This is a genomic window from Amycolatopsis sp. cmx-11-32, assembly GCF_047608695.1.
GTDB lineage: Bacteria > Actinomycetota > Actinomycetes > Mycobacteriales > Pseudonocardiaceae > Amycolatopsis.
The window spans coordinates 304,076-324,444 of record NZ_JADNQN010000005.1 but is presented as its reverse complement, the minus strand read 5'-3'; the positions used below and the strand labels follow the sequence as shown (position 1 = coordinate 324,444).

The following is a 20,369-nucleotide window of genomic DNA, read 5'->3' as shown; positions in this document are numbered from 1 at the left end:
TGCTGCGCGCGCTCGCCAGTGCCTCGTGAACCATCCACCCGCATGGAACCGAGGCGACGGTGAGCATCTCGCCCAGGCGCGAGCACGAACCCGGCCGGGCTCCTCCTGGTCAGTTCGCTGTGCGCGCAGCGGATCGGATTCCACCTACGCCTAAGCTGTCCTGTACAGCGGGAAGTGTCAGGCTTGGCGGGAGGGCAACGACGTGGAGAACGCCGCGGTCTCCGGCGGTCAGGACCACGACCAGCGAGACGACGACCTCGGGTTGCGGATATCCGACCTGCCCGGAGCGAGTGGGATACAGGTGTCGGGAGCGATCGACGTCACGACCCGGGCGACGTGGGGCAAGAGCCTGGGCGTCCTGGTGACAACAGGTGGCACCACCGTGGACTTGTCCGGCCTGACATACACCGACGTCCATGGGGTAAGCGCGCTGGTCGAAGCCGCCCGCCAGGCCCGGGCGATAAAGATTCGGCATCCACCAGAAAACGTGCAGAAGGTTCTGCGCCTGTTCTGGCCGGAGGAATCCGAGCAACTCCTCAGCGACGATGGCAGGCCACGATGAACCCGACCACGACGGCGACAGCCGACGACCCGTTCGTCCATCCCGCGCTGTTCTACCAAAGCCCGGATGACTACCTCGCGGGCACCATCCCGTTCATCCGGCAAGGCCTCCGTGCGGGAGAGCCGGTCGCGGTGTCAGTGCCCGGCCCCAACCTGGAATTGCTCCGCGCCGCGCTGGGCCGAGACGCCGAGCAGGTCCGAATGCTGGACATGACCAAGGAAGGTCGCAACCCCGGCCGGATCATCCCCGGCGTCCTCCGCGCATTCGCTGACACGCATCCCACCAGGCGGGTCCGTATCATCGGCGAGCCGATCTGGGCCGACCGTTCGGAGCTGGAATACCCGGCCTGCGCCCAGCACGAAGCCTTGATCAACCTCGCGTTCACCGGCCGTGAGGTCACTATTCTCTGCCCGTACGACACCACACGTCTGGACGCGCGCACCCTGGCGGACGCCGAGACCACCCACCCGGTCTTGGTCGATACCGCCGGTGAGCGCACCAGCACCGTCTACGACCCCGACCGCATCATCACCGGATACAACACACCGCTGCCTGAGCCTGTCGCCCCGGACACGGTCACCGCCATCGACGCTGTCACAGGCGACGCAGCCTCCCTGTCCCAGGCCCGCGCCTTTACCCGCGAACAGGCACAACGGGCCGGGTTCGCTCCGGACCGGATCGGGGAAGTCGAACTCGCCGTAGCCGAACTGCTGGGAAACAGTATCGACCACGGCGGCGGACAGGGGCGGCTGCGCATCTGGCGTGAGGAAGATCGGCTGGTCTGCGAAACCCACGACGCCGGTCACCTCACCGACCCCCTGGCCGGACGACACCCCGCCCCACCTGGACAGTTGCGCGGCCGCGGACTGCTCTTGGTCAACCATCTGGCCGATCTCGTGCGTATCCACACCGGGCCGCGTGGCACCACCATCCGAGTCTGCTTCATCGACCCGCCCAGGGTGCCGAACTGATCCGGTCTCGGGCATCAGTCCCCGTGCGGGTTCAAGACCGGGCGTCTCCCGAGCCCGCGCGGTGACATCCGGTAGCCGGGGTTGAGTTTGCGGCCGAGGCGGTCGGCCTTGGGCCAGCGGACATCGGTCGCCCAGCGCGTCTTCTCGAACAGCCAGATCAGCCGCGCGGAAATATCCAACTGACCACGCCGGACACCATGCCGGGCACCGGTCGGATCAGCGTGATGAGAGTTGTGCCAGGACTCACCCATCGACGCGATGGCCAACGGCCAGAAATTCGCGGACTTGTCACGAGCGGCGAACGGACGATCACCGATCAGGTGACACAACGAGTTCACCGACCACGTGACATGGTGCAACAACGCGACACGGACCAGACTCGCCCAGAAGAACGCGGTCACCGCACCCCACCAGGACATCGTGAGCACACCACCGAGCACAGCGGGCGCGACCAGCGTGACCACGGTGAGCACCGGGAACAACCTGTCGATCCGGGCAATGTCCCGATCGGCCAGCAAATCCGGGGCGAAACGCTGAGCGTTGGTCTTCTCCCGGTCGAACAGCCAGCCCATATGGGCGTGCCAGAAACCACGGGCCAACGCGGCCGGACCAGTGCCGAACCGCCACGGCGAATGCGGATCACCCTCACGATCGGAGAACGCGTGGTGACGCCGATGATCGGCCACCCAGCCGATGACCGGACCCTGCATCGCCATACTGCCGGTAACCGCGAGCGCGACCCGCAGACCACGAGTGGCCTTGAAAGCCCCATGAGTGAAGTACCGGTGAAACCCGACCGTCACCCCGAGACCTGTCAGGAAATAGAACCCCGCGGCCAGACCCAGATCCACCCAACCAAGCCCCCAACCCCAAGCAAACGGAACAGCCGCGGCCAGCGCCAGCAACGGCACCACCGCGAACAGCTTGACGAGAAGATTCTCGGTACGGGACTGCTCCCCGGACAACATCGGCTGCGGTGCTCGATGCTCCTGCTTTCGGGGATATTCCAGTGCTTGTGTCATAGAGATTGCTCTTCCAGAGTCGTGTTCTGACGCCAGGGGCCGGGGCGATCACACAAGGGTGTACCCGCTGATAGCGGGCGGAAAACTGGTTCACGAGCGTGTGCCCTCCGCGAGCGGGGTCGCGGCCCGCCCTGCCTTCACGTTCGCCGGGAAGCCTTTCAGCGGTGAACCAAGTCACGTGTCAGACGACTACTTCCCCGGCTTACCCCGCAAGAAAGCAGTGAGACGCCCGCGACAATTCCTCTTACCGTAGCGGGCTTCGCCTGGGTTGCGGGTGCTTCAAGATCGCGGTCAGGTCCGCGTCCGCGGTGCGTCCGGAGACCGCGTAGGCGAGTTCGGTCAGCCGGTGGTGGTGGGTGCGGGCGTAGCCGCGCAGCCGCGTGAACGCCTCGTCCATCGTGACCTGGCCGTGCTCGGCGAGCACACCTTTGGCCTGTTCGATCACGACGCGGCTGTCCAGCGCGGTTTGCAGTTGCTCGGTGAGCTGGTCGCCGCGCTGGATGCTGCGCTGCTGCAGGATGCCGATGGTGGCGACGTCGGCAAGAGCTTGCCCGAGTTCGATGTCGTCGCGATCCGGCCCGCCGGTACCGATGTTCAAGAGCGTCATGACGCCGACGACCTGGTCCCGCAGCCGCATCGGCAAGGCTTGAACGGCGCGGAACCCGCACTCCGTCGCCGCCGCGGAGAACCTCGGCCAGCGGTGCGCCTCGGCAGGCAGGTCCGCGCTGGACACCGGGGCGCCACCGCGGACACAGTCGATGCACGGCCCGTCATCGGTCTGCACCGCGAACAGCTCCAGCAACTCGGCCCGTTCCGAGGAGGTGGCCGCGACCCGCAAGCCGCCACTGGAGTCGAGCAGGATCACGCCGACCGCGGAGACACCGAGCAGGTCGACGCACTGCTCGGTGAGCATGCTCAGGAAGTCGGCGATGTCGAAGTCGGCCACCAGGGTGTCGGCGAGGCTGACGAACGTGCGGGACACCTGCCTTTCCCGATCACGCGACGTTTCCTGCAACGAGTCGGGAGTCTGAGACATGAGCTGCGCTCCTCTGTCTTTTCGCGGGGTCACGACCGAGTGACGTCGGCCGTGCCGGTCAGCAGGGCGTGCGGGTCCAAAGACGTGGTCGCGACGTCTCGCGCGATTTCGGACAACCGCCGTCGGTGCGCGTGGGCATAGCCGCGTAACGCGAGGTACGCCTGGTGCATGTCCAGCCCACCGGCTTCGGCCAGCACACCCTTGGCCTGTTCGACGACGGTGCGGTGATGCAGGGCCGCTTGCAACTGCTCGGACACGATCTCGTCGTGCAGGATCGCGCGATGCTGCAGGATCCCGATGGTGGCGATGTCGGCGAGTGACTGACCCAAGGCGACACTGGCGTCGTCGATGGCCACCGGGTCGGTGCTCAACAACGTCAAGGCGCCGATGACGTCGTCACGTAGCCGCATCGGCACGGCGCACGCGGCACGGAAGCCCGCGCTGACCGCCGCGGGCGCGAATTGGGGCCACCGTTCAGTCTCCGCGGACAGATCAGCCGTGGACACCGCCTTGCCACTGCGGACGCAGTCGAGGCACGGTCCCTGCCGGGTTTGCGCGGCGAAGACCTCGACCAGGTCGGCCTGCTCGGACGACCCGGCCGTGGGCCGCCATCCGCCGCGCTGATCGGACAGGATCACCGCGGCGGCGTCGACGTTGAGCAAGTCGACGGCCCGTTCGGTGAGCAGACCGAGGAAATCGAGCACGTCGAAGTCCGCGACCAGCGTGTCCGCCAGCGACACGAATGTATCGGCGACTGTTTGATCCCGGTCAGTGGGCATCTCGTGGGCCTCTCCCTCGCTGCGCATGGTTGCCGTCCTCGTTGTCGGTGAAGCGCAGGGAACGCTCGACGACCTGCTGGGCGACCTCGGCCAGGGGAACATCATGGGTGAAGGCGTAGCCACGGAGTCGCATCAGCGCCACCTCCGTGGTCGAATTCAGCTGGACCTGCACCATTCCCGCGGCCTGATGCACCTGCACATGCGGATCCGCCAGCCAGCTCACATCCTCGACACTGTGCCCGTTCAGGTCATCCACCACCCCTTGCGTGGCCAGATCGGTCAAGATCAGCGCGTCAGCCAACTCGACCCGCGTCAGCGGTCCGACCTTGTCGCGATAGAGATCCAACGATCCCAACCGCGCCACCCCGACCTGCAACGGGAACGAGAACACCGCCGCGGCGCCCAGCTCGCACGCCGCAGGCGTGAACGCCGGCCACCGCGCCACCTCCGCCGCCAGATCGGCGACCAGCACCGGCCCCCCGGTGGCGAACGCGTCCAGGCACGGCCCCTCCCCGACAGTGAGCTGCAGATCTTCCAACCCCGCGCTCACCGTATTCGTCGCGTGCACCAGACCACGACTCTGACGACCATCACCATTGCCTCTTCCAGCGGGTATCTCAGCCAGAACAGTCGCCCCTGCGCCGGTGACGGACAGTTCCACCACACATCGACCGCATGTCAGGCTCACCACCGAGGCGGGATTGGCGGCACGGTCGGCGGCCAGCAGCGCCTGCAGCCGCTGACGCCGGTTCTCCACCATCGGTCCTCCCTGGCGCTCGACACCCGCACGGATTACCCGCAGCGTACGGCTCCCACACACACGCGGCCGTTCGGAGGCTTTTTGCGAAAGGTCCACCGGATCGGTCGCGGTCGATCTGTCCTTCCGCGGCGAGCAGGGTGGCGCCCCAAGGCTTCAAGCCGTGTCAGCGGGGTACTCGGGTTCTGCCACCCCAAAACAGGAGGACACCGTGACCGAGGTCAGCCGCATCATCGATGTACCGCCGGACGCCGTTTTCGCCGTGCTCGCCGATGGCTGGCTCTACGCGGGCTGGGTGGTCGGCAGTTCCCACATCCGTGACGTCGATGAGGACTGGCCTGCCGTCGGGTCACGGATCCACCACAGTGTCGGGCCGTGGCCGCTGCACATTCAGGACGTCACCGTGGTCAAGGCCGTCGAACCCGGCACTTTCCTTTCCCTGGAGGCGAGGGGCTGGCCGCTGGGTGCGGCCGACGTCGGGCTCACCCTGCTCCCCCACGGCGAAAACAAGACCGAGGTCCGGATGACGGAAAAAGTCATCCGTGGTCCCGGCAAAGTGCTGCCGGAGGCGGTTCAGGCGCTCGTCGCGAAGCCTCGCAACACCGAGGCCCTCGCGCGGCTCGCCGATCTGGTGACCGGGAAGTACGCGAACCGCAAGAGCGCTCAGTCGTAGACCGCCCGGTTCGCGGCGCGGATCACCGCCGCGTAACCCCCGCCGAACCGACCGGCCCGTGCCAGCGCGGCGCGGGCCGCGTTGGCTCCTGGTCCGCCGTGGACCGCTCCTCCCGGATGGGCCGCGGAGCCCGCCAGGAACAAGCGGTCGACCGGGGTGTCCGCACGGCCGAGGCCAGGGATCGGACGGAAGAACAACTGCTGGTGGATGGCCGTGGTGCCGCCGTTGATCGCGCCGCCGACCAGGCCGGGATCGTGACCCGCGAGTTCGAGGGGGCCCTGCACGTACCGGCCCTGGATCAGGTCGAGGAATCCCGGCGCGTTCGCCTCGACCGTCTTCTCGATCCTCGCGACCTGCCGGTCCAGTGCCTTCCGGTTCTCCATGATTCCGCGTGGTGCGTGGGTGTACGCCCAGGCCGCTTCGGTGCCTGGAGGTGACCTGTCCGGGTCGCTCGTCGTCATCTGCCCGAACAACAGGAACGGAGTACGCGGGCTCCGGCCGCGCACAAGGTCGCCGCCGAACGCCGACAGGCCGTCCAGGTCGGTGCCGAGGTGGATTGTTCCCGCGCCGCGAGCGCCTTCGGCCTTCCACGGAACGGGGCCGGACAGCGCCCAATCCACCTTCACCGTTGCGCTGTCCCACTGGAACCGGCCGAGATCGTCGAGCAGCCGGGACGGAAGCCATTCCGGCGCGACCATTTCGCCGTACAACGTCGGCGCCGGTACGTCCGCGAGAACGGCTTTGCGGGCCCGGATCGGATCACCCGCGCTGTCGCGCACTCCCATCGCACGTCCGCCCGCGACAAGTACTTCCGTGACAGGACAACGGCATCGGACCTCCCCGCCGCGAGCGACCAGTCGCCGCACCAGCGCGGCGGTCAGCTCCCCCGCTCCGCCGACCGGCACCGGAAAACCAGCGTCCTGGCCGATCATCGCGAGCAGCCAGCCGAACACCGCGCTGCCCGCGTTGTCGACGGAAAGGTCGCTGTGCGCGGCGTTCCCGGCCAGCAGCAACCGCGCCCCTTCGCCGTCGAAGAGCTCTTCCCCGAAACGGCGCGCGGGCAACGTGAGCATCCGGGCCAGGCGCAGCGCGTCGGCGGTCCCCGTGTGCCGCAGCAGCCGCAGAGCCGGGCGCACCGGCGGGAACGGGGTGAACAAGGCGTTGAGCAACGGCTCGCGGATGTCCTGCCATTGCGCGAAAAGACGCTTCCAGGCGGCGCCGTCTCCCGGCGCGAACTCGTCGGCCGACGCCGCCGTTCGCTCGATGTCCCGTGAGAGCACCACGCATCTGTTGTCGGGCAACACGTGCGCGAGCACTTCGGGAGCATGCCGCCAGCGCAGGCCTCGCTCCTCCAGACCCAGTCCCCTGATCACCGGCGACACCGCGGTGAGCGGGAAGAAGGCACTGCAGAGGTCGTTGCGGAAGCCCGGCCCGGTGACTTCTTCGGTCCGCACCGCGCCGCCCGGCTTGTCCGCCTGTTCCAGTACCAGGACCGACCAACCCTCGTCGGCCAGGAGGTTCGCCGCTACCAGGCCGTTGTGGCCGGCACCGATGACGACCGCGTCGAAGACTTCCGTGCTCATCCGAGCCTCCCGATCGTCGGGTCGTCAGGTCGTCAGGATTGCGATTGGTGGCTCGGCCTCACCCGGGCGAGCGAGCGGAGCCGGGGAAGAAGGCCGTCGCCGCGCGGTGGGGCGAGCGGCGGGCTCGCCGCGCCCTCACCCGCCCGGAGTCCGGCGACCAGTTCGGCGATCACACTCGCGGCGTCGTGGCGGGGATTCCACCCCAGTACGGTCTCGGCGAGCGTGGTGTCCATGAGCGGCGCTTTGTCGGCGAGATCCAGCCAGCCGGGGTGCAGTGGCAAGGCACCGGCCCGCCAAGCGGCGAGCGCGGCCACGCGGACGAGCGATCGCGGCGCCGGGACGCGGATCCCGCCGAGCAGACCGGCCAGCGCGTCGGCGTCGAGCACTTCGGGCGCGGCCAGATTGACGGCTCCGGTGAAGCGGCTCGCGAGCACCAGGCGGATGGCTTCGGCGACATCGGCACTGTGCACCGCCTGCGCTCGCAAATCCGTCCACAGTGGAATCGGCAGCCATCGCCTGCCCACGATGCCGGCGGGCACGGCCGGACCGAGCAGCCAGCGCTCGAACTCCCCCGCCGCCCCTCGCTGCAAAATCGCGCACGGACGCAACCGCGCCACCCCGATGTCCGGGTTGTTCCCCTCGAACCGGTCGAGCAGACCCTCCAGCGCGGCCTTCCCGCGACTGTAGGCGCTGGTCGCGATCCCCTCGCACGGCCAGTCCTCGGTCACCTTGTCCCACCGCGGCGCGACCCCGTATGCGGCGACCGACGACAGGACGACCAGATGCGGCACCCCGGCCGCCGCCACCGCGGCGAGCACGTTGCGGGTGCCGTGATCGTTCGTCCGCCACATCGGCGGATCGTCGCGCCCCGGCGAAATCGCCCAGGCGAGATGGACGACCGCGTCCGCACCTTGGACCAGATCCGCCAGCTTCGCGCGGCCGACGTCATCCCCGAGGTCCGCCGCCCACCAGCTGGCCGCGCGATACGGCTCGGCCGTGGTGTCGGGGAGTCTCCGTGCCACCCCGATCACCTCGTCGTCACCGGGTTCGAGGGCATGAAGCAGCGCTGTCCCGACATTGCCGGTGGCACCGGTGATCACAATCCGCACAAGGGAGGCTTACCCGGCCGGATGGAGGTGGAAACCCTGGCGTTCCGGCCATCCGAGGCGTTTGCCCGCTGTTCACCCCGGGTGGTTGGTCGGCTGCGCGGCCGTCTTGCTTCTGACCGTCGGCCTTCTTGGGCCAGGCGAACGTCGTGGTCGAGACCATGACCGTCGGCGACCCTGAGGTCACTGGTGCTGGATTTCGGGTTCGGGATATTCGCCGCGCCGTCGCTCGATTCCAGTGGTGATCAGCCCCAACGCGATCATTCCGATCCCCAACCCGAAGTGCAGCCAGTTGTCGGCGCTGTTCACCGGAAGGAAATTGGCGTCGCCGTGACCGGACGAGCCCCGACAGACACACCTTGTTCGCTGGAAGCATGACATCGGTGGCGTTTTCGAAATGCGGCATGCCGTCTTCCAAGGGATAGGGCGAATTCCGGGCGACAGAACGCGGCCGGTCCCCCTTCGAGAATGTCCCTCACGAAGGGAAACCGGCCGCTATGCGGCGGCGGACCTCCGGAGTGGAATCCGCCGCCTGCCCTCGGATCCGCGAAAGCGGAAGCGGAAGTCAGCTCGGCTGCTGGGGCGCGCGGTCGACGTCACCGCGCCAGGAGCCGGTCGCGTGACCGTCCCGGTTCTCGATGAAGGTCTTGAAGCGGTCCAGGTCGCTTTGGACGCGACGGTCGATGATGCCGAGCTTGTCCGCGACGTTCTCCACGAATCCCTCGGGATCGATGTCCATCTGCACCGTGACGCGCGTGTGGGCGTCGTCGATGCGATGGACGGTCACCACGCCGGCGTGGTTGGGGCCTGAAACAGACTGCCAGGCGACTCGCTCGTCGGGATGCTGCTCCGTGATCGTCGCGTCGAACTCACGGGTCACCCCGCCGATGGTGGTCTTCCAGTGCGTGTGCGTGTCGTCGATCTGGTCGATCTGATCGACGCCTTCCATGAACCGGGGGAAGTCGGAGAACTGGGTCCACTGGTTGTACACCGCCGGCACGGTGGCCTCGACGTCGACCGACTTGATGATGGTGCTCATTGCGGCAGCTCCTTGAGGTGGTGGTTCGGTTGCCGCACCTGCGTGCGCGGGCATTCCCTGGCTACCCGCCCAGCGCGGAGGTAAACCGATCCGTATTCGACTCGCTTCGGGAACGGGCTCGCCGCCACAACCGGGCGGAGGCGCGGCGCATCGGCGGCCGGGCGAATCAGCCCTTCACACTTTCGGCGGCGAGATCCAGCGCGTCGGTCAGCTCGTCGACCCGAGGGACGTCGTCGACGGCGCGTTCCTTCCAGCCAGGGCCGGCCAGGGCGACGTCGAAGCCCCGGCGCCGCAGGCGCTGGCTCAGCATGTCGTCGGCGGTGTTGACCGACATCGACCACAGCAGGGTCAGGGCCGGATCCAACCTCGACGCCATCCCGAGAGTGGTCTCGGCAGGGGCCATTTGCCCGAGGAACACGGCGGGGATTCCGACTTCCGCCATCGATGCCCGCAGGACCTCCATCGGCAGACTGTGCCGCTCTTCCGGGCAGCAGGCGAGGAGCACGACACGACCGGAAGCCGTGGACGCGAACCTGCCGCTGAAACGCTGAAGCGCGAGTGAAACCTCGGCCGTCAGCGCCCATTCCGATTCGAAGCACACATCGCCACGCAGCCAGCGGCCCCCGAGGTCGCGCAGGACCGGGATCACCACATCGGCCCACATCCCGGCGGGGCCGAGCGCGTCGAGCGTCTCGTCCAACAGCACCGCCAGCGACGCGAACTCGAGCGCTTCCGCCGCGCTCTCGATCTCCTCGACCCTCCGGCCGATCGAGATTTCGGGGATCGCGTCTTCCTCGCCGGAGAACACCGCCCCGGCGGCTTCGCGCGCCCGCATACCGCGGTCTATGAGTCGCTGCATATGCTGCAGCCGACGCACGTCGGCATCGGAATAGCGGCGATGGCGCCCATCCGCCCTCAGCGTGGGTCCAACTCCGTAACGCGCCCCCCAAGTACGCAGCGTAACCGGTGAGACACCCAGCAGTTCCGCGACTCTGCCCGGGGTCCACGAGCCCGCACCCCGGGGTCCGGCAGGGTGGTTCATCTCGTCGACGTCCATTTGCTCCGCGTTTCCACGGGCCGGAAACCGCCCCGTTGCCACGCTCCGTGCCTCTCCACTTCCCTTTGCGCCGTCCGACAACCGGCCGACGCCCGCCTCTACGGATACGGCATTCGACGACAGAAGGACACTCGCCCAGGGCAACAATCGTAGCCGTCGGCACATTTTGTGACCTAAATCGCAGTAGATCACCCACTGGAGGCGGTGAAGCCACGACCCGCCTCGTCGGTGGACAAGCCCACCCAGGTGTGAAACGGTTGCGAATCGAATAGCTCGGCGACGGAGTTACCGCACGCCGGGCCGCGTGCGGCTCGGCGTGCGGCGCACTGCTATCGACCCGCCCGTCGCGTTCGTGGACCTCACCGACGGGAGAATCAGATGACCGAAACACCCGATGTCCTCGTCGTCGGAGCGGGCCTCGCCGGACTGAGCGCGGCGACCCGCCTTCACCGGAGCGGTGTCCGGGTCACCGTGCTCGAGGCGGCCGACGACGTCGGCGGCCGCGTGCGCACGGACGAGCTCGACGGCTTCCGCCTGGATCGAGGTTTCCAGGTCCTCCTCCCCGCCTATCCGGCGATCCGTCGTCTGGTCGCCGTGGACGAACTGCGGCTGCGGAAGTTCACGCGCGGGACCATCACCGCCGACCATCGCTGGCTGGCGGGCCCGTGGCACGGCCTCCCCGCGATCGAGGGACTGACCTGGTTCCTCGCGCGTCATCCGAGTGACGGCGTCCGCATGGCGGCGCTGGTTTCGCGGGATTTCCTCGCGCCCGATTCGGTCGTCCGCAAGGACAACCAGCGCACGACAGCCGAGGAGTTCCGACGCTGGGGACTGTCGGCGAGCACAATCGAGAAGGTGCTGAGGCCGTTCCTCGCGGGAGTGTTCCTCGATCCGGCGTTGAGCACCTCTTCCCGGCTCTTTCACTTGCTGTGGCGGAGTTTTCTCCGCGGAGGCGGTGCGCTGCCCTCGGAAGGAATGCAAGCTCTTCCCCGGTCGCTGGCGGCCGGCCTGCCGACCGAGACGATCCGGACGGACAGCGCGGTCGCCGAGGTCACCCACGACGGTGTCCGGACGAAATCAGGCAAGCACCTGACCGCCCGTGCCGTCGTGGTGGCCACCGACGGAGAAACCGCCTCGCAGCTGCTTCCCGGGGTGGAACCACCGGAATGGCACGCGGTCACGACCTTCTATTACCGGGCGAGCGCGCCTCCCCTGCGTTCGCCCACTCTGCTCGTCGACGGCACCAGTGGCCTGCTGATCAACACCGCGGTCATCAGCGAAGTAGCCCCGGAATACGCGCCAGAGGGCTCGGCTCTCATCGCCGCCTCGGTGCCCGACCGAGCCGACACGCACCTGGAAGCACAGGTACGGGAACGCCTGGCTTTCCTCTATCGAACCGACACGAGCGCTTGGGAACTCTTACGCGCTTACGCGCTGCCACGAGCTCTGCCGGTCTTCCCCGCCGGCGCCCCGTTACGACGTCCGGTGCGCGTCGGTGACGGCCGCTACGTCTGCGGCGACCACCGCGACACGCCTTCCGTCCAGGGTGCGCTGGTGTCTGGTCAGCGGGCCGCCACCGCCGTCCTCGCCGACCTCGGACGTCTTTGATCGAGCCGGCCGCCGGGCGCCGGCGCGTCGTTTCGATCCCGGCGGGCCGGGTATGCGCCGAAGGACAAGAGAGGAAGGTGTCACGATGGCCACTCGGGCTACGGCCAACCCATCATTGTGGTCGCAAGACGTTCCGGCCACGGCGTCCGAAGTGCTTTCCGGCAGGCACACCAGCCACGTGGTCGTCATCGGAGGCGGGATCGCCGGCCTCACCACCGCCCTTCTGCTCCTGCGTCGCGGCTTCGAAGTCGCACTCGTCGAGGCCGAAACCGTCGGTAGCGGGGCGAGCGGCAACAACACCGCGAAGGTGACGGCGCTGCAGTCCACAAAGTACTCGACCTTGACCAAGTCCCACAGCGCCGCGACCGCGGCAGGCTACGCGTCGGCCGCCACAGCCGGTGTGGAACTCCTGTCCACATTGGCCGAACCGCTCAGCTGCGACTTGCGGCGCGCTCCGGCGGCGACCTTCGCCTTGACCGAGGCCGAACGCGACACCGTCCGTTCCGAAGCCGACGCGGCGGGAAAAGCCGGCCTCCCCGTGGAGTGGGCCGAGGAGTTGGATCTGCCCTTTCCCACCTACGGCGCCGTCCGCCTGCCCGGTCAACTCGTCCTGCATCCGGTGAAATACCTGCGGGGGCTCGCTGCCGCGTTCGTCGCCGAGGGTGGCCGGTTGTTCGAACACAGCAGGGTCCTGAGCGTGTCCAACACCATGCCGTTCGAGGCCAGGACCGCCGGCGGAACCGTCCGGGCCGAGCACATCGTGGTGGCGACCCACTATCCGATCCTGGATCGCGGCCTGTTCTTCGCCCGGCTCGACGCCGAAAGGTCCTATTGCGTCGCGATGCGCCTGCGTGACGAGGCCCTGCCTGAAGACTTGTCGATCAGTGCGGGAAGTCCGTCTTACTCCTTCAGCCGTCACGGCGAACACCTCATCCTCGGAGGCCAGAGTCATCCGGTCGGAGACCGCGGCATCGACTTCGAGCGTTATACCGCCCTCACCGACTTCGCCCAGAAGTACTTCGACGTCACCGAAGTAACCCACCGCTGGTCAGCGCAGGATCCACACGCCTACGACGACTTGCCCATGGTCGGCTCCTATTTGCCGGGAGCTTCGCGACTTTGGGTCGCGACAGGATTCGCCAAATGGGGCCTCGCCATGGCCACGATCGGCGCCGAGGTCCTCGCCGATCGCATCAGCGGTGCCGGAAATCCGCACGCCGCCCTGTTCTCCCCGCATCGCCTCAGTCTCCGGAACGTTCCCGCGCTGGTTCAGCAGAACACGAAGACCGCCAAAGACCTTGTCGGAGACCGGTTTTCCCCGGTGGACGGACACGACACGGCCGAGGTCCCGATCGATGAGGCACGGGTATGCCGTGACGGAACCGGCAAGAAGGGCGTGTACCGGGATCAGTCGGGCGCCCTGCACGCGGTCTCGCTACGGTGCACCCACCTGGGTTGCCTTCTGCGCTTCAACGGGGCCGAACGCAGCTGGGACTGCCCCTGCCACGGCTCTCGATTCGACGTCGACGGAGCAGTTCTCGAAGGACCTGCCGTCGAGCCGCTCCCCCAGCGCGATCCCTGAAGCATCGGTCAGTGAGGCTCCGGCCAGTGCCCGTGTACGCGTTCACGCGCGGGCACCGGCCGGTGTACGTTGCCCGCGGTGGGCTTCGAGTGCCCGCGGCTGAGCGCGGCCAGCCGGAACAGCGGGCCGACCAGCCTGTCGTAGAGCATCGGCAGGAGCCGGAATCCGGCGATGACCATCGGATTGCCCGGTCCGACCGCGACGGACACGTGTCCGCGCGGCCGGTCGGCCAGCCGGACGATCGCCGCGCCCACCCGTTCCGGGGCGAGGACCGGCCACGGTGGCCGGACGACCCGGCCGGAGTAGTTGGCGGCCTGGTAGTAGATCGGGGTATTGATACTTCCGGGACTCACGACGCAGACGTGGACCCCGGGTTCGTCCCGCGTCTCTTGTTGCAGGGTGCGCAGCACTGCGCGCTGTCCCCATTTCGACGCCGCGTAGGCACCCATCTGCGGGACGGTGACCGAGCCGAGCAATGAGTTGACCCCGATGAACGTGCCCGTGCGCTGTCTGCGCAGTACCGGGAGAACCGCGCGGCTCAAGTGGACAGTGCCGTGTACCGCGGTGTCGACGACGGCGGTGAACACATCCGCCGGCATCGCCTCGACAGTGCCGTAAGCCATCACCGTCGCGGTGTGCACGACGACGTCGATGCGGCCGTGCCGGTCCAGCGTCCGCGCGACGATCCGCTCGGCGGCGGCCGGATCGCCGATGTCTTCGACAACGGCGTCGACTTCACCGCTCCCCGCGTCCCGGCACGCCGTTTCCGCGGCTTTGAGCGCGTCGGCGCTGCGCGAGACCAGCACCAGGTCGTCATCGCGGGCGGCGAAGGCGATCGCGGCGGCCAGCCCGATCCCGCTGCTGGCACCGACGATGATCACGACCCGACCGGTCAAGGGTTGAGCACCACCTTGACGCAGCCGTCGAGCTTGTCCCGGAACATCTCGTAGCCGCGCGCGGCGTCAGCGAGGGGAAGGTGATGCGTGGTGAGGTCCAACGCGCCGAGCGGGTCGGCCGGGTCGAGCAGGAGCGGCAGGATCTCATCGGTCCACAGCCGCACGTGGGCCTGGCCCATGCGCAATTGAATGCCCCGGTCGAACATCTCCATCATCGGCATCGCGTCGACCTCGCCGCCATACACGCCGGAGATCGACGCCGTCCCACCCCGTCGCACCCCCTTCACGGCCGCGTGCAGAGCGTCGAGCCGGTCGACGGCCAGCTTGTCGGTCACCTTCTGGGCGAGCGCGTCCGGGAGGAGGCCCATGGCCTTCTGCGCGGCGGCGACGAGTCGTCCGCCGTGGGCTTCCATCCCGACGGCGTCGATGGTGGCGTCCGGACCGCGGCCGTCGACCAGGTCGATCAACGCGGCGGCGACGTCGTCGACGTGATCGAGGTTGACGGGTTCGGCCCCGTATCGCGCGGCGAGCGCGAGCCGTTCCGGTACCCGGTCGACCCCGATGATCCGGCCGGCCCCGAGGTGGGCGGCGATGCGGACGGCGAACTGCCCGACCGGGCCGAGGCCGAGGACCGCCACCGTGCCGCCGGGTGGCACGTCGGCGTAGCGGACGGCTTGCCACGCGGTCGGCAGGATGTCGGAGAGGAACAGGAACCGCTCGTCCGGCGTGCCCTCCGGGACGACGATCGGCCCGAACTGGGCTTGCGGCACGCGGAGGTACTCGGCCTGTCCGCCCGGCACGGAGCCGTAGAGGGAGGTGTACCCGAAGAGGCTCGCGCCTTTGCCCTGATCGCGGACCTGCGTCGTCTCGCACTGCGCGAACAGGCCGCGGCCGCACATCCAGCAGTGACCGCAAGAGATGTTGAACGGCACCACCACGCGGTCCCCCACCGACAGATGACCGGCGGCGTCGGAACCCACTTCTTCGACGATGCCCATCGCCTCGTGACCGAGGACGTCACCCGGCTTGAGGTACGGGCCCAGCACACCGTAGAGGTGCAGGTCCGAGCCACAGATCGCGGTCGAGGTGACCTTGATGATCGCGTCGGTCGGCTCCTCGATGCGGGGGTCCGGCACCTCGGTAACCTGAACCTTTTCGTTTCCTTGCCATGTCAATGCTTTGATGTCGACTCCCGGGTTCGTGCTTTCAGGCGACCGCGGACGAGGCCGACCACGGACGGCATACCCTCGCCCGTCGGCGGCAAACGGGCTGTCGCTTCCGCGATCAGGCGGTCGCCGCCGAACCGCCCCGACGGCTGAGGACCACTGCTCGTTCGGCGACCGTCAGGCCGCCCCAGACGCCGTAAGGCTCCCGTACTGCCAAGGCATAAGTGCGACACGACTGGATGACCGGGCAACGGAAACAGACCGCCTTGGCGCGATTGGCGCGGCCGCCGGCGGCCGCGCCGCGTTCGTATTCCGGATGAAAGAACATGTCGCTGTCCAGTTCGCGGCACGCGGCGTCGATCTGCCAATCCCCGAGCGTCGTGATCGGGCGGGGCAACCGGCTCACGTCGGCCATGACGGCCCTCGCGAAGACAAATGCATGTCGACCGGCCTCCTCGATGCATGGTTTTACCGGGCGGGTTCCGCCATGGACCGGGGCGGTGACGCGAGCCGGATCGGTCGCGCCGTCCACCGGCGCGCCGCGTGCCGAGATCGACAACTCGGTCTTTCATAGCGTTGCACAATCGATTCAACGCGGCAAGAGGTGCGATGTGTGAGATCACCGCCGAGGGGTATCCGCCCGTCAATCGATGCCAGACCGATGCAAACCCCCAGCAAGGACGGTACCCATGGGTGACTACCAGAAATCGATCACGGTCGACGTCACGCCGGCGCGTTTGTTCGCCTACCTCTCCGACGTACGCAATCTTCCGAAGTACATGCCTCGCTTGACCTCCGCCGAGCCCACCGACGGAAACAAGGTCGAGGTCACCGCTCAGATCTCCCCGGACGACGCTCCCGACCGGAAGGTGGAAGGAGAGGCCTGGGTCAACGTGATCGAAGACGGCAAGCGGCTGGAATGGGGCGCCACCGGTCCTCACGACTATCACGGTGAGTTGCACATCGGCCCCGGTGACACCGCGCAAAACGCCACTCTCGTCGTCGAGTTGCACACCGAACGCACCGAAGGAGACCAGGTCGATCGCGGACTGACCGAAACCCTTTCCGGTATCAAACAGGCTGCAGAACACGGCTGAACACCGTCGTCACAGCAAGGTCCGAACCACTCCACAGCAAGGAGAACCAAGATGGTCGAGGTCACCCGGAGTTTCACCGTCGACACGTCCCCGGATGCCGTCGTGGACTATCTGCGCGATTTCTCTCGTGCCGTCGAATGGGATCCGGGGACCGTAGCCTGCGAGCAGATCAGCCCCGGACCGATCGCCGCCGGCGCTCGATGGCACAACACGTCCAAGATCGGCGGCATCGAAACGGAACTGACCTACGAATTGACCCGGCTCGAGCCAGGCAGGGTCGTCTTCGTGGGAAAGAACGACACCGCGACGTCGACCGACGACATCACCGTCACCATCGGCGCGAAGAGCGGAACGGCGAAGCTGACCTACCACGCCACCATCGAATTCCATGGCGCGGCGAAACTGGCGGCCCCCATCGCCAAGGTCGTGTTCGAGAAGGTCGGCAAGGACACCGAGGACAGTCTCATCCGGATTTTCAGCGCCTCGGCGAAATAGGACAACGATCCTGAACCCGCCCCCACCGGTTCGAAATCCGACGACAGACGGGATCATTGATGTTCACGGTGACCGAGTCCGCCATCGAGGCGATCACCAAACTGGTGCAGGCGGAGAACGTGCAGTCCGACGGCGGCCTGCGCCTGACCCTGGACGGTCTCCCCGAAGACGGGGCGAAGCTGGATGTCGAAGTCGCCGCCCGGCCTGCCCAGGGTGACGACATCATCGCGACCGCGGGCACTCAGGTGTTCCTCGCCAGGGAGACCAGGGTCCGCCTTACAGACAAGGTCCTCGATGTCCGCAAAGACGTCAACGGGCACTACACGTTCCTCATCACGTCAGAACTCTGAGCCCGTCTACGGACTCGTCGGAGACCACGACTCCGACGCGGCATCCCACCCGCGCACTTCGGTGCCCAGCGAACCGTGGTCTCCGCCCATCGGCGCGGCGATCCGCGCCGATGGGCCAACTCCCCGGCAGTCGATCGACTGTACCGGTGCCGTGTCGTTCGTCAAGGGAATTTATCTTGCGGTGGCGGGAATTCAGAGGACTTCCGCCACGCGATGGGGGAAGTTCCTTCGTCTTGCCCAGCGCGGACTCCCCTGATCACGAACTCGGCCCGGGGTCGTAAACGGGGTGCTGCAGTGCCACTTCTCGTACCGCATCGGACAGCCGCGGATAGACCGGCACCCGTACATCGAGGGCGAACAGCCGCAAGATCCGCAGCACCGATGACGTGGCGGTGACCAGACCCATCCGGCGACGCTCGGCTCGAGTTCGGGCGCAGGCAGTCTCGAGCACGCCCAGCCCCGCGGCGCCGAGGAACGTCACCCCGGACAGGTCGATCACGGTGCAGGCGGGCAAAGGCTGGTTCAGCTTCCGTTGCAGCAGCGGCGAGGTGGTCACGTCCAATTCGCCGGACACAGCGAGGATCAGCAGGTCGGCGGAGTAAACGTGCCCGACAACTTGCGTCCGCCGGTACACGAAGGGCTGGGCGTAGAAACCAAGGCGGTCACCGGAGGCCGTGGCCTCGAGGACCGTAGCGGCATGGTCGTGATCGAGCCGCACCGATGACTGGAACGGAGAGGTCATGAGGATCTCCCGGAAAGCGGGACGACGAGCAACCTGCGAACGGGACCCTGCACAGCATGCGAAAGCCTCGCGGTAGCGCGTCGCCAGGCCGCACGTCGCAAAGCGTGGACAGTGCGGAGGCGGACATTGGCGTCAGTCACGCGAAGCTGGGTCCGGAGCCCACGCACCATCAGCATACTCCGTCGAGGGATTTTTAACAGTGCTCGCACCAGGGGTTTCCGAACCATGAATCGATCGTGCATCGTTTCGCGTGTGCGCTCTTTGCGCCGCCTCTCACCCGAACCGATACCTGGTCTGCCCAGAGTGGCGACGTGTTTGCCGACTGAGTGCCGGGGTAATCCAGTGGCACAAGGGCTGCCCCAGTCCCCGGCGGTGTGAGTCTTCCCGTCCACTTGGGAGCGGCCTGGTGACCGACACCGACAATCCAGCACTCTGCCGGAGACTGCTGCAGCGAGCAGGGCACGGCGATACCGCCGCCTTCGCCGAACTGTACGACCGCACCTCTCAAAGCGTCTTCAGGCTTGTTCGCAGCATCCTGACTGAAGCGGGCGCGGCCGAAGACGTCACCTGTGAGGTGTACCTGCACCTTTGGCGCACAGCGCCCCACTATGGACCCGGCGACGGCGACCCGTTCACTCTCTTGATGACCACGGCACGCAGGTACGCGCTCGACCAGATCGACAACACTCCGACCGGTGACGGGGCATCAGAACAACTACCGCGAACCGTGTCTTCCGAGTGCGTCGCCGGACTCGTCGAGCAGTGGGCGTGTACTCACCTGCTGGCCGCGGTTCCCCTCGAGTCCCGCGAGACCCTTGTCCTGGTTTACGTTCGCGGTCGGACGCCGTCGGAAGTCGCCGAGCAGATCGGTATCCCGGAGGCCACGGTGATCTCACGGCTACACGATGCCTTCTCGGCTTTGCGTCGGCAGGGCTGCGACCGCCCTGGCATTGCTTCACCCCAGGCCGCCGCGCCGAGTCAGTCCCGACCGCGGGAGGACGCACGATGACCGACGTCATGCCACAGTCATCGGTTTCCGCCGCGGCGGAGACCGTCTCTTTCCGTTCGGCCGACGCCGTGCTGCTGTTCAGCCGGCGCGCGCTGACCGCTATCCACCACGCCACCCACCACGGGCTGTTCACCCTGCACGAAGCCTCCGCCATGGCGGACCGTGTCCGTACTCTGACCGCCGAGACGCTCATGTCGCTGGCGGCAGCCACAAAAGACCAGGACGGCCTCGATCGGCAGGCGGTGCCGGGATCCACTTCGGATATCCGCGCTCGCACCTAGCGACGAATGATCGCGCGCTCGCACCCAACTGAGCCGCCGATGCCCGGACCGAGCGGGCTGGGCGACGTTGCCGCTTGCCGGTTCTGCGCGAGTGAGCCGCGCGCTACGGCTCGTTGCGGGGAGATCACCCGCAACGAGCCGTAGCCGCGATCCGTTGACCAGGCCCGTGGCTCTGCGGCGCCTTTCCCCCAGTGACACCAGGCTGCACCGGCAACTCAGATACAGAAGGACTCCCGAGGTCACGTCTGGTAGCGCAGGTACCGCATACCGAGACCCACCGCGGCGCAGAACACCAGCCCGACAACGACCAGTACTCGGCGCACACCCTTCGGCTTCGGCTCTCGAGCCTCCATCGACAACCCGAAACCGAACAGCGCGCCGAACACCACCCCGATGACACCACCCAGCACCGGGTCCAACCAACTCACTTCGGCATCCGCGGTGGAGCCGTACCACACACCCAGCCCGCCAAAGACCACAGCCGGAACAACCGTCATCACTCCGGCGTGACCGGCAATCCAGCGCCTGCGCCGGTGTTGCCCCTCCGACACGGCAGCT

Annotated in this window: 24 protein-coding genes; 10 read left to right on the top strand and 14 right to left on the bottom strand. The window is 67.5% G+C overall.

Translation table 11 applies throughout. The features are described 5' to 3' along the window. Nucleotides 1–202: 202 nt before the first annotated feature. Together ACM6LR_RS17695 and ACM6LR_RS17690 are read left to right on the top strand one after the other, a co-directional pair. Nucleotides 203–562, top strand: coding sequence for an STAS domain-containing protein (locus ACM6LR_RS17695; protein ID WP_414938270.1), 360 nt, complete (start codon nucleotides 203–205; stop codon nucleotides 560–562). After that, the gene (locus ACM6LR_RS17690) at nucleotides 559–1,533 is read left to right on the top strand and encodes an anti-sigma factor RsbA family regulatory protein (RefSeq protein ID WP_414938269.1); all 975 of its coding nucleotides are present in this window, start codon (nucleotides 559–561) and stop codon (nucleotides 1,531–1,533) included. The genes ACM6LR_RS17695 and ACM6LR_RS17690 overlap by 4 nt, the downstream gene beginning before the upstream one ends. A gap of 14 nt (nucleotides 1,534–1,547) precedes the next feature. Here ACM6LR_RS17690 and ACM6LR_RS17685 read toward each other — a convergent pair whose 3' ends face one another. From ACM6LR_RS17685 to ACM6LR_RS17670, 4 genes are all read right to left on the bottom strand, one after another. Continuing rightward, nucleotides 1,548–2,555, bottom strand: a complete 1,008-nt coding sequence (locus ACM6LR_RS17685; RefSeq protein WP_414944122.1) for an acyl-CoA desaturase — start codon at nucleotides 2,553–2,555, stop codon at nucleotides 1,548–1,550. A 244-nt stretch (nucleotides 2,556–2,799) separates the two neighbouring features. Then, nucleotides 2,800–3,591: a GAF and ANTAR domain-containing protein gene (locus tag ACM6LR_RS17680; protein ID WP_414944121.1), complete on the bottom strand. Its 792-nt coding sequence runs from the start codon at nucleotides 3,589–3,591 to the stop codon at nucleotides 2,800–2,802. A gap of 29 nt (nucleotides 3,592–3,620) precedes the next feature. Next, nucleotides 3,621–4,397 carry a GAF and ANTAR domain-containing protein gene (locus tag ACM6LR_RS17675; protein WP_414944120.1) on the bottom strand — a complete coding sequence of 259 codons (777 nt, stop codon included), beginning with the start codon at nucleotides 4,395–4,397 and terminating at the stop codon, nucleotides 3,621–3,623. Further along, complete coding sequence (locus ACM6LR_RS17670) at nucleotides 4,360–5,130, bottom strand: GAF and ANTAR domain-containing protein (RefSeq protein ID WP_414944119.1); 771 nt, start codon at nucleotides 5,128–5,130, stop codon at nucleotides 4,360–4,362. Before ACM6LR_RS17670 ends, ACM6LR_RS17675 begins: the two co-directional genes overlap by 38 nt. Nucleotides 5,131–5,338: 208 nt before the next feature. Between ACM6LR_RS17670 and ACM6LR_RS17665 the strand changes: the two genes are divergently transcribed. Beyond that, nucleotides 5,339–5,800 carry an SRPBCC family protein gene (locus ACM6LR_RS17665; RefSeq protein ID WP_414938264.1) on the top strand — a complete coding sequence of 154 codons (462 nt, stop codon included), beginning with the start codon at nucleotides 5,339–5,341 and terminating at the stop codon, nucleotides 5,798–5,800. Here the strand turns inward: ACM6LR_RS17665 and ACM6LR_RS17660 are convergent. The 5 genes from ACM6LR_RS17660 to ACM6LR_RS17640 all read right to left on the bottom strand — a co-directional run bounded on the left by ACM6LR_RS17660 (nucleotide 5,791) and on the right by ACM6LR_RS17640 (nucleotide 10,585). Continuing rightward, complete coding sequence (locus tag ACM6LR_RS17660) at nucleotides 5,791–7,383, bottom strand: phytoene desaturase family protein (RefSeq protein WP_414938263.1); 1,593 nt, start codon at nucleotides 7,381–7,383, stop codon at nucleotides 5,791–5,793. The two genes, ACM6LR_RS17665 and ACM6LR_RS17660, sit on opposite strands and share 10 nt — an antisense overlap. A 32-nt stretch (nucleotides 7,384–7,415) precedes the next feature. Next, nucleotides 7,416–8,492 carry an NAD-dependent epimerase/dehydratase family protein gene (locus tag ACM6LR_RS17655; protein ID WP_414938262.1) on the bottom strand — a complete coding sequence of 359 codons (1,077 nt, stop codon included), beginning with the start codon at nucleotides 8,490–8,492 and terminating at the stop codon, nucleotides 7,416–7,418. Nucleotides 8,493–8,672: 180 nt separating this feature from the next. After that, complete coding sequence (locus ACM6LR_RS17650; RefSeq protein WP_414938261.1) at nucleotides 8,673–8,870, bottom strand: DUF4383 domain-containing protein; 198 nt, start codon at nucleotides 8,868–8,870, stop codon at nucleotides 8,673–8,675. 184 nt (nucleotides 8,871–9,054) lie between these two features. Beyond that, complete coding sequence (locus ACM6LR_RS17645; protein WP_414938260.1) at nucleotides 9,055–9,528, bottom strand: SRPBCC family protein; 474 nt, start codon at nucleotides 9,526–9,528, stop codon at nucleotides 9,055–9,057. 166 nt (nucleotides 9,529–9,694) lie between these two features. Next, nucleotides 9,695–10,585, bottom strand: coding sequence for a MerR family transcriptional regulator (locus ACM6LR_RS17640; protein WP_414938259.1), 891 nt, complete (start codon nucleotides 10,583–10,585; stop codon nucleotides 9,695–9,697). Nucleotides 10,586–10,963: 378 nt separating this feature from the next. Between ACM6LR_RS17640 and ACM6LR_RS17635 the strand changes: the two genes are divergently transcribed. Both ACM6LR_RS17635 and ACM6LR_RS17630 read left to right on the top strand, forming a co-directional pair. Then, a complete protein-coding gene (locus ACM6LR_RS17635) occupies nucleotides 10,964–12,193 on the top strand; it encodes a protoporphyrinogen/coproporphyrinogen oxidase (protein WP_414944118.1) in 1,230 nt (409 codons plus the stop codon). 85 nt (nucleotides 12,194–12,278) lie between these two features. Then, nucleotides 12,279–13,775 (top strand): FAD-dependent oxidoreductase, encoded by a 1,497-nt coding sequence (locus tag ACM6LR_RS17630; RefSeq protein WP_414938257.1) that lies wholly within the window; start codon nucleotides 12,279–12,281, stop codon nucleotides 13,773–13,775. 8 nt (nucleotides 13,776–13,783) lie between these two features. Here ACM6LR_RS17630 and ACM6LR_RS17625 read toward each other — a convergent pair whose 3' ends face one another. The 3 genes from ACM6LR_RS17625 to ACM6LR_RS17615 form a co-directional block, all read right to left on the bottom strand. Then, nucleotides 13,784–14,671, bottom strand: coding sequence for an SDR family NAD(P)-dependent oxidoreductase (locus ACM6LR_RS17625; protein WP_414938256.1), 888 nt, complete (start codon nucleotides 14,669–14,671; stop codon nucleotides 13,784–13,786). Continuing rightward, nucleotides 14,668–15,855 (bottom strand): zinc-dependent alcohol dehydrogenase, encoded by a 1,188-nt coding sequence (locus ACM6LR_RS17620; RefSeq protein WP_414938578.1) that lies wholly within the window; start codon nucleotides 15,853–15,855, stop codon nucleotides 14,668–14,670. Before ACM6LR_RS17620 ends, ACM6LR_RS17625 begins: the two co-directional genes overlap by 4 nt. A 100-nt stretch (nucleotides 15,856–15,955) precedes the next feature. After that, on the bottom strand, nucleotides 15,956–16,252 hold the full coding sequence (locus tag ACM6LR_RS17615; RefSeq protein ID WP_414938577.1) for a WhiB family transcriptional regulator: 297 nt from the start codon (nucleotides 16,250–16,252) through the stop codon (nucleotides 15,956–15,958). Between the two features lie 274 nt (nucleotides 16,253–16,526). Between ACM6LR_RS17615 and ACM6LR_RS17610 the strand changes: the two genes are divergently transcribed. From ACM6LR_RS17610 to ACM6LR_RS17600, 3 genes are read left to right on the top strand one after another with little or no spacing between them, the layout of a single operon-like run. Beyond that, nucleotides 16,527–16,934, top strand: a complete 408-nt coding sequence (locus tag ACM6LR_RS17610) for an SRPBCC family protein (protein ID WP_414938255.1) — start codon at nucleotides 16,527–16,529, stop codon at nucleotides 16,932–16,934. Between the two features lie 51 nt (nucleotides 16,935–16,985). Continuing rightward, on the top strand, nucleotides 16,986–17,429 hold the full coding sequence (locus ACM6LR_RS17605) for an SRPBCC family protein (RefSeq protein ID WP_414938254.1): 444 nt from the start codon (nucleotides 16,986–16,988) through the stop codon (nucleotides 17,427–17,429). A 59-nt stretch (nucleotides 17,430–17,488) separates the two neighbouring features. After that, nucleotides 17,489–17,779: an iron-sulfur cluster biosynthesis protein gene (locus ACM6LR_RS17600; protein WP_414938253.1), complete on the top strand. Its 291-nt coding sequence runs from the start codon at nucleotides 17,489–17,491 to the stop codon at nucleotides 17,777–17,779. 256 nt (nucleotides 17,780–18,035) lie between these two features. Here the strand turns inward: ACM6LR_RS17600 and ACM6LR_RS17595 are convergent, their stop codons facing one another. Further along, the gene (locus ACM6LR_RS17595; RefSeq protein WP_414938252.1) at nucleotides 18,036–18,521 is read right to left on the bottom strand and encodes an STAS domain-containing protein; all 486 of its coding nucleotides are present in this window, start codon (nucleotides 18,519–18,521) and stop codon (nucleotides 18,036–18,038) included. 406 nt (nucleotides 18,522–18,927) lie between these two features. Here ACM6LR_RS17595 and ACM6LR_RS17590 point away from each other — a divergent pair, with 406 nt between their 5' ends. Beyond that, nucleotides 18,928–19,530, top strand: coding sequence for a sigma-70 family RNA polymerase sigma factor (locus ACM6LR_RS17590; RefSeq protein WP_414938251.1), 603 nt, complete (start codon nucleotides 18,928–18,930; stop codon nucleotides 19,528–19,530). Continuing rightward, nucleotides 19,527–19,811, top strand: a complete 285-nt coding sequence (locus tag ACM6LR_RS17585; protein ID WP_414938250.1) for a hypothetical protein — start codon at nucleotides 19,527–19,529, stop codon at nucleotides 19,809–19,811. Before ACM6LR_RS17590 ends, ACM6LR_RS17585 begins: the two co-directional genes overlap by 4 nt. A 239-nt stretch (nucleotides 19,812–20,050) precedes the next feature. Here ACM6LR_RS17585 and ACM6LR_RS17580 read toward each other — a convergent pair whose 3' ends face one another. Next, complete coding sequence (locus ACM6LR_RS17580; protein ID WP_414938249.1) at nucleotides 20,051–20,239, bottom strand: hypothetical protein; 189 nt, start codon at nucleotides 20,237–20,239, stop codon at nucleotides 20,051–20,053. Nucleotides 20,240–20,369 lie beyond the last annotated feature (130 nt).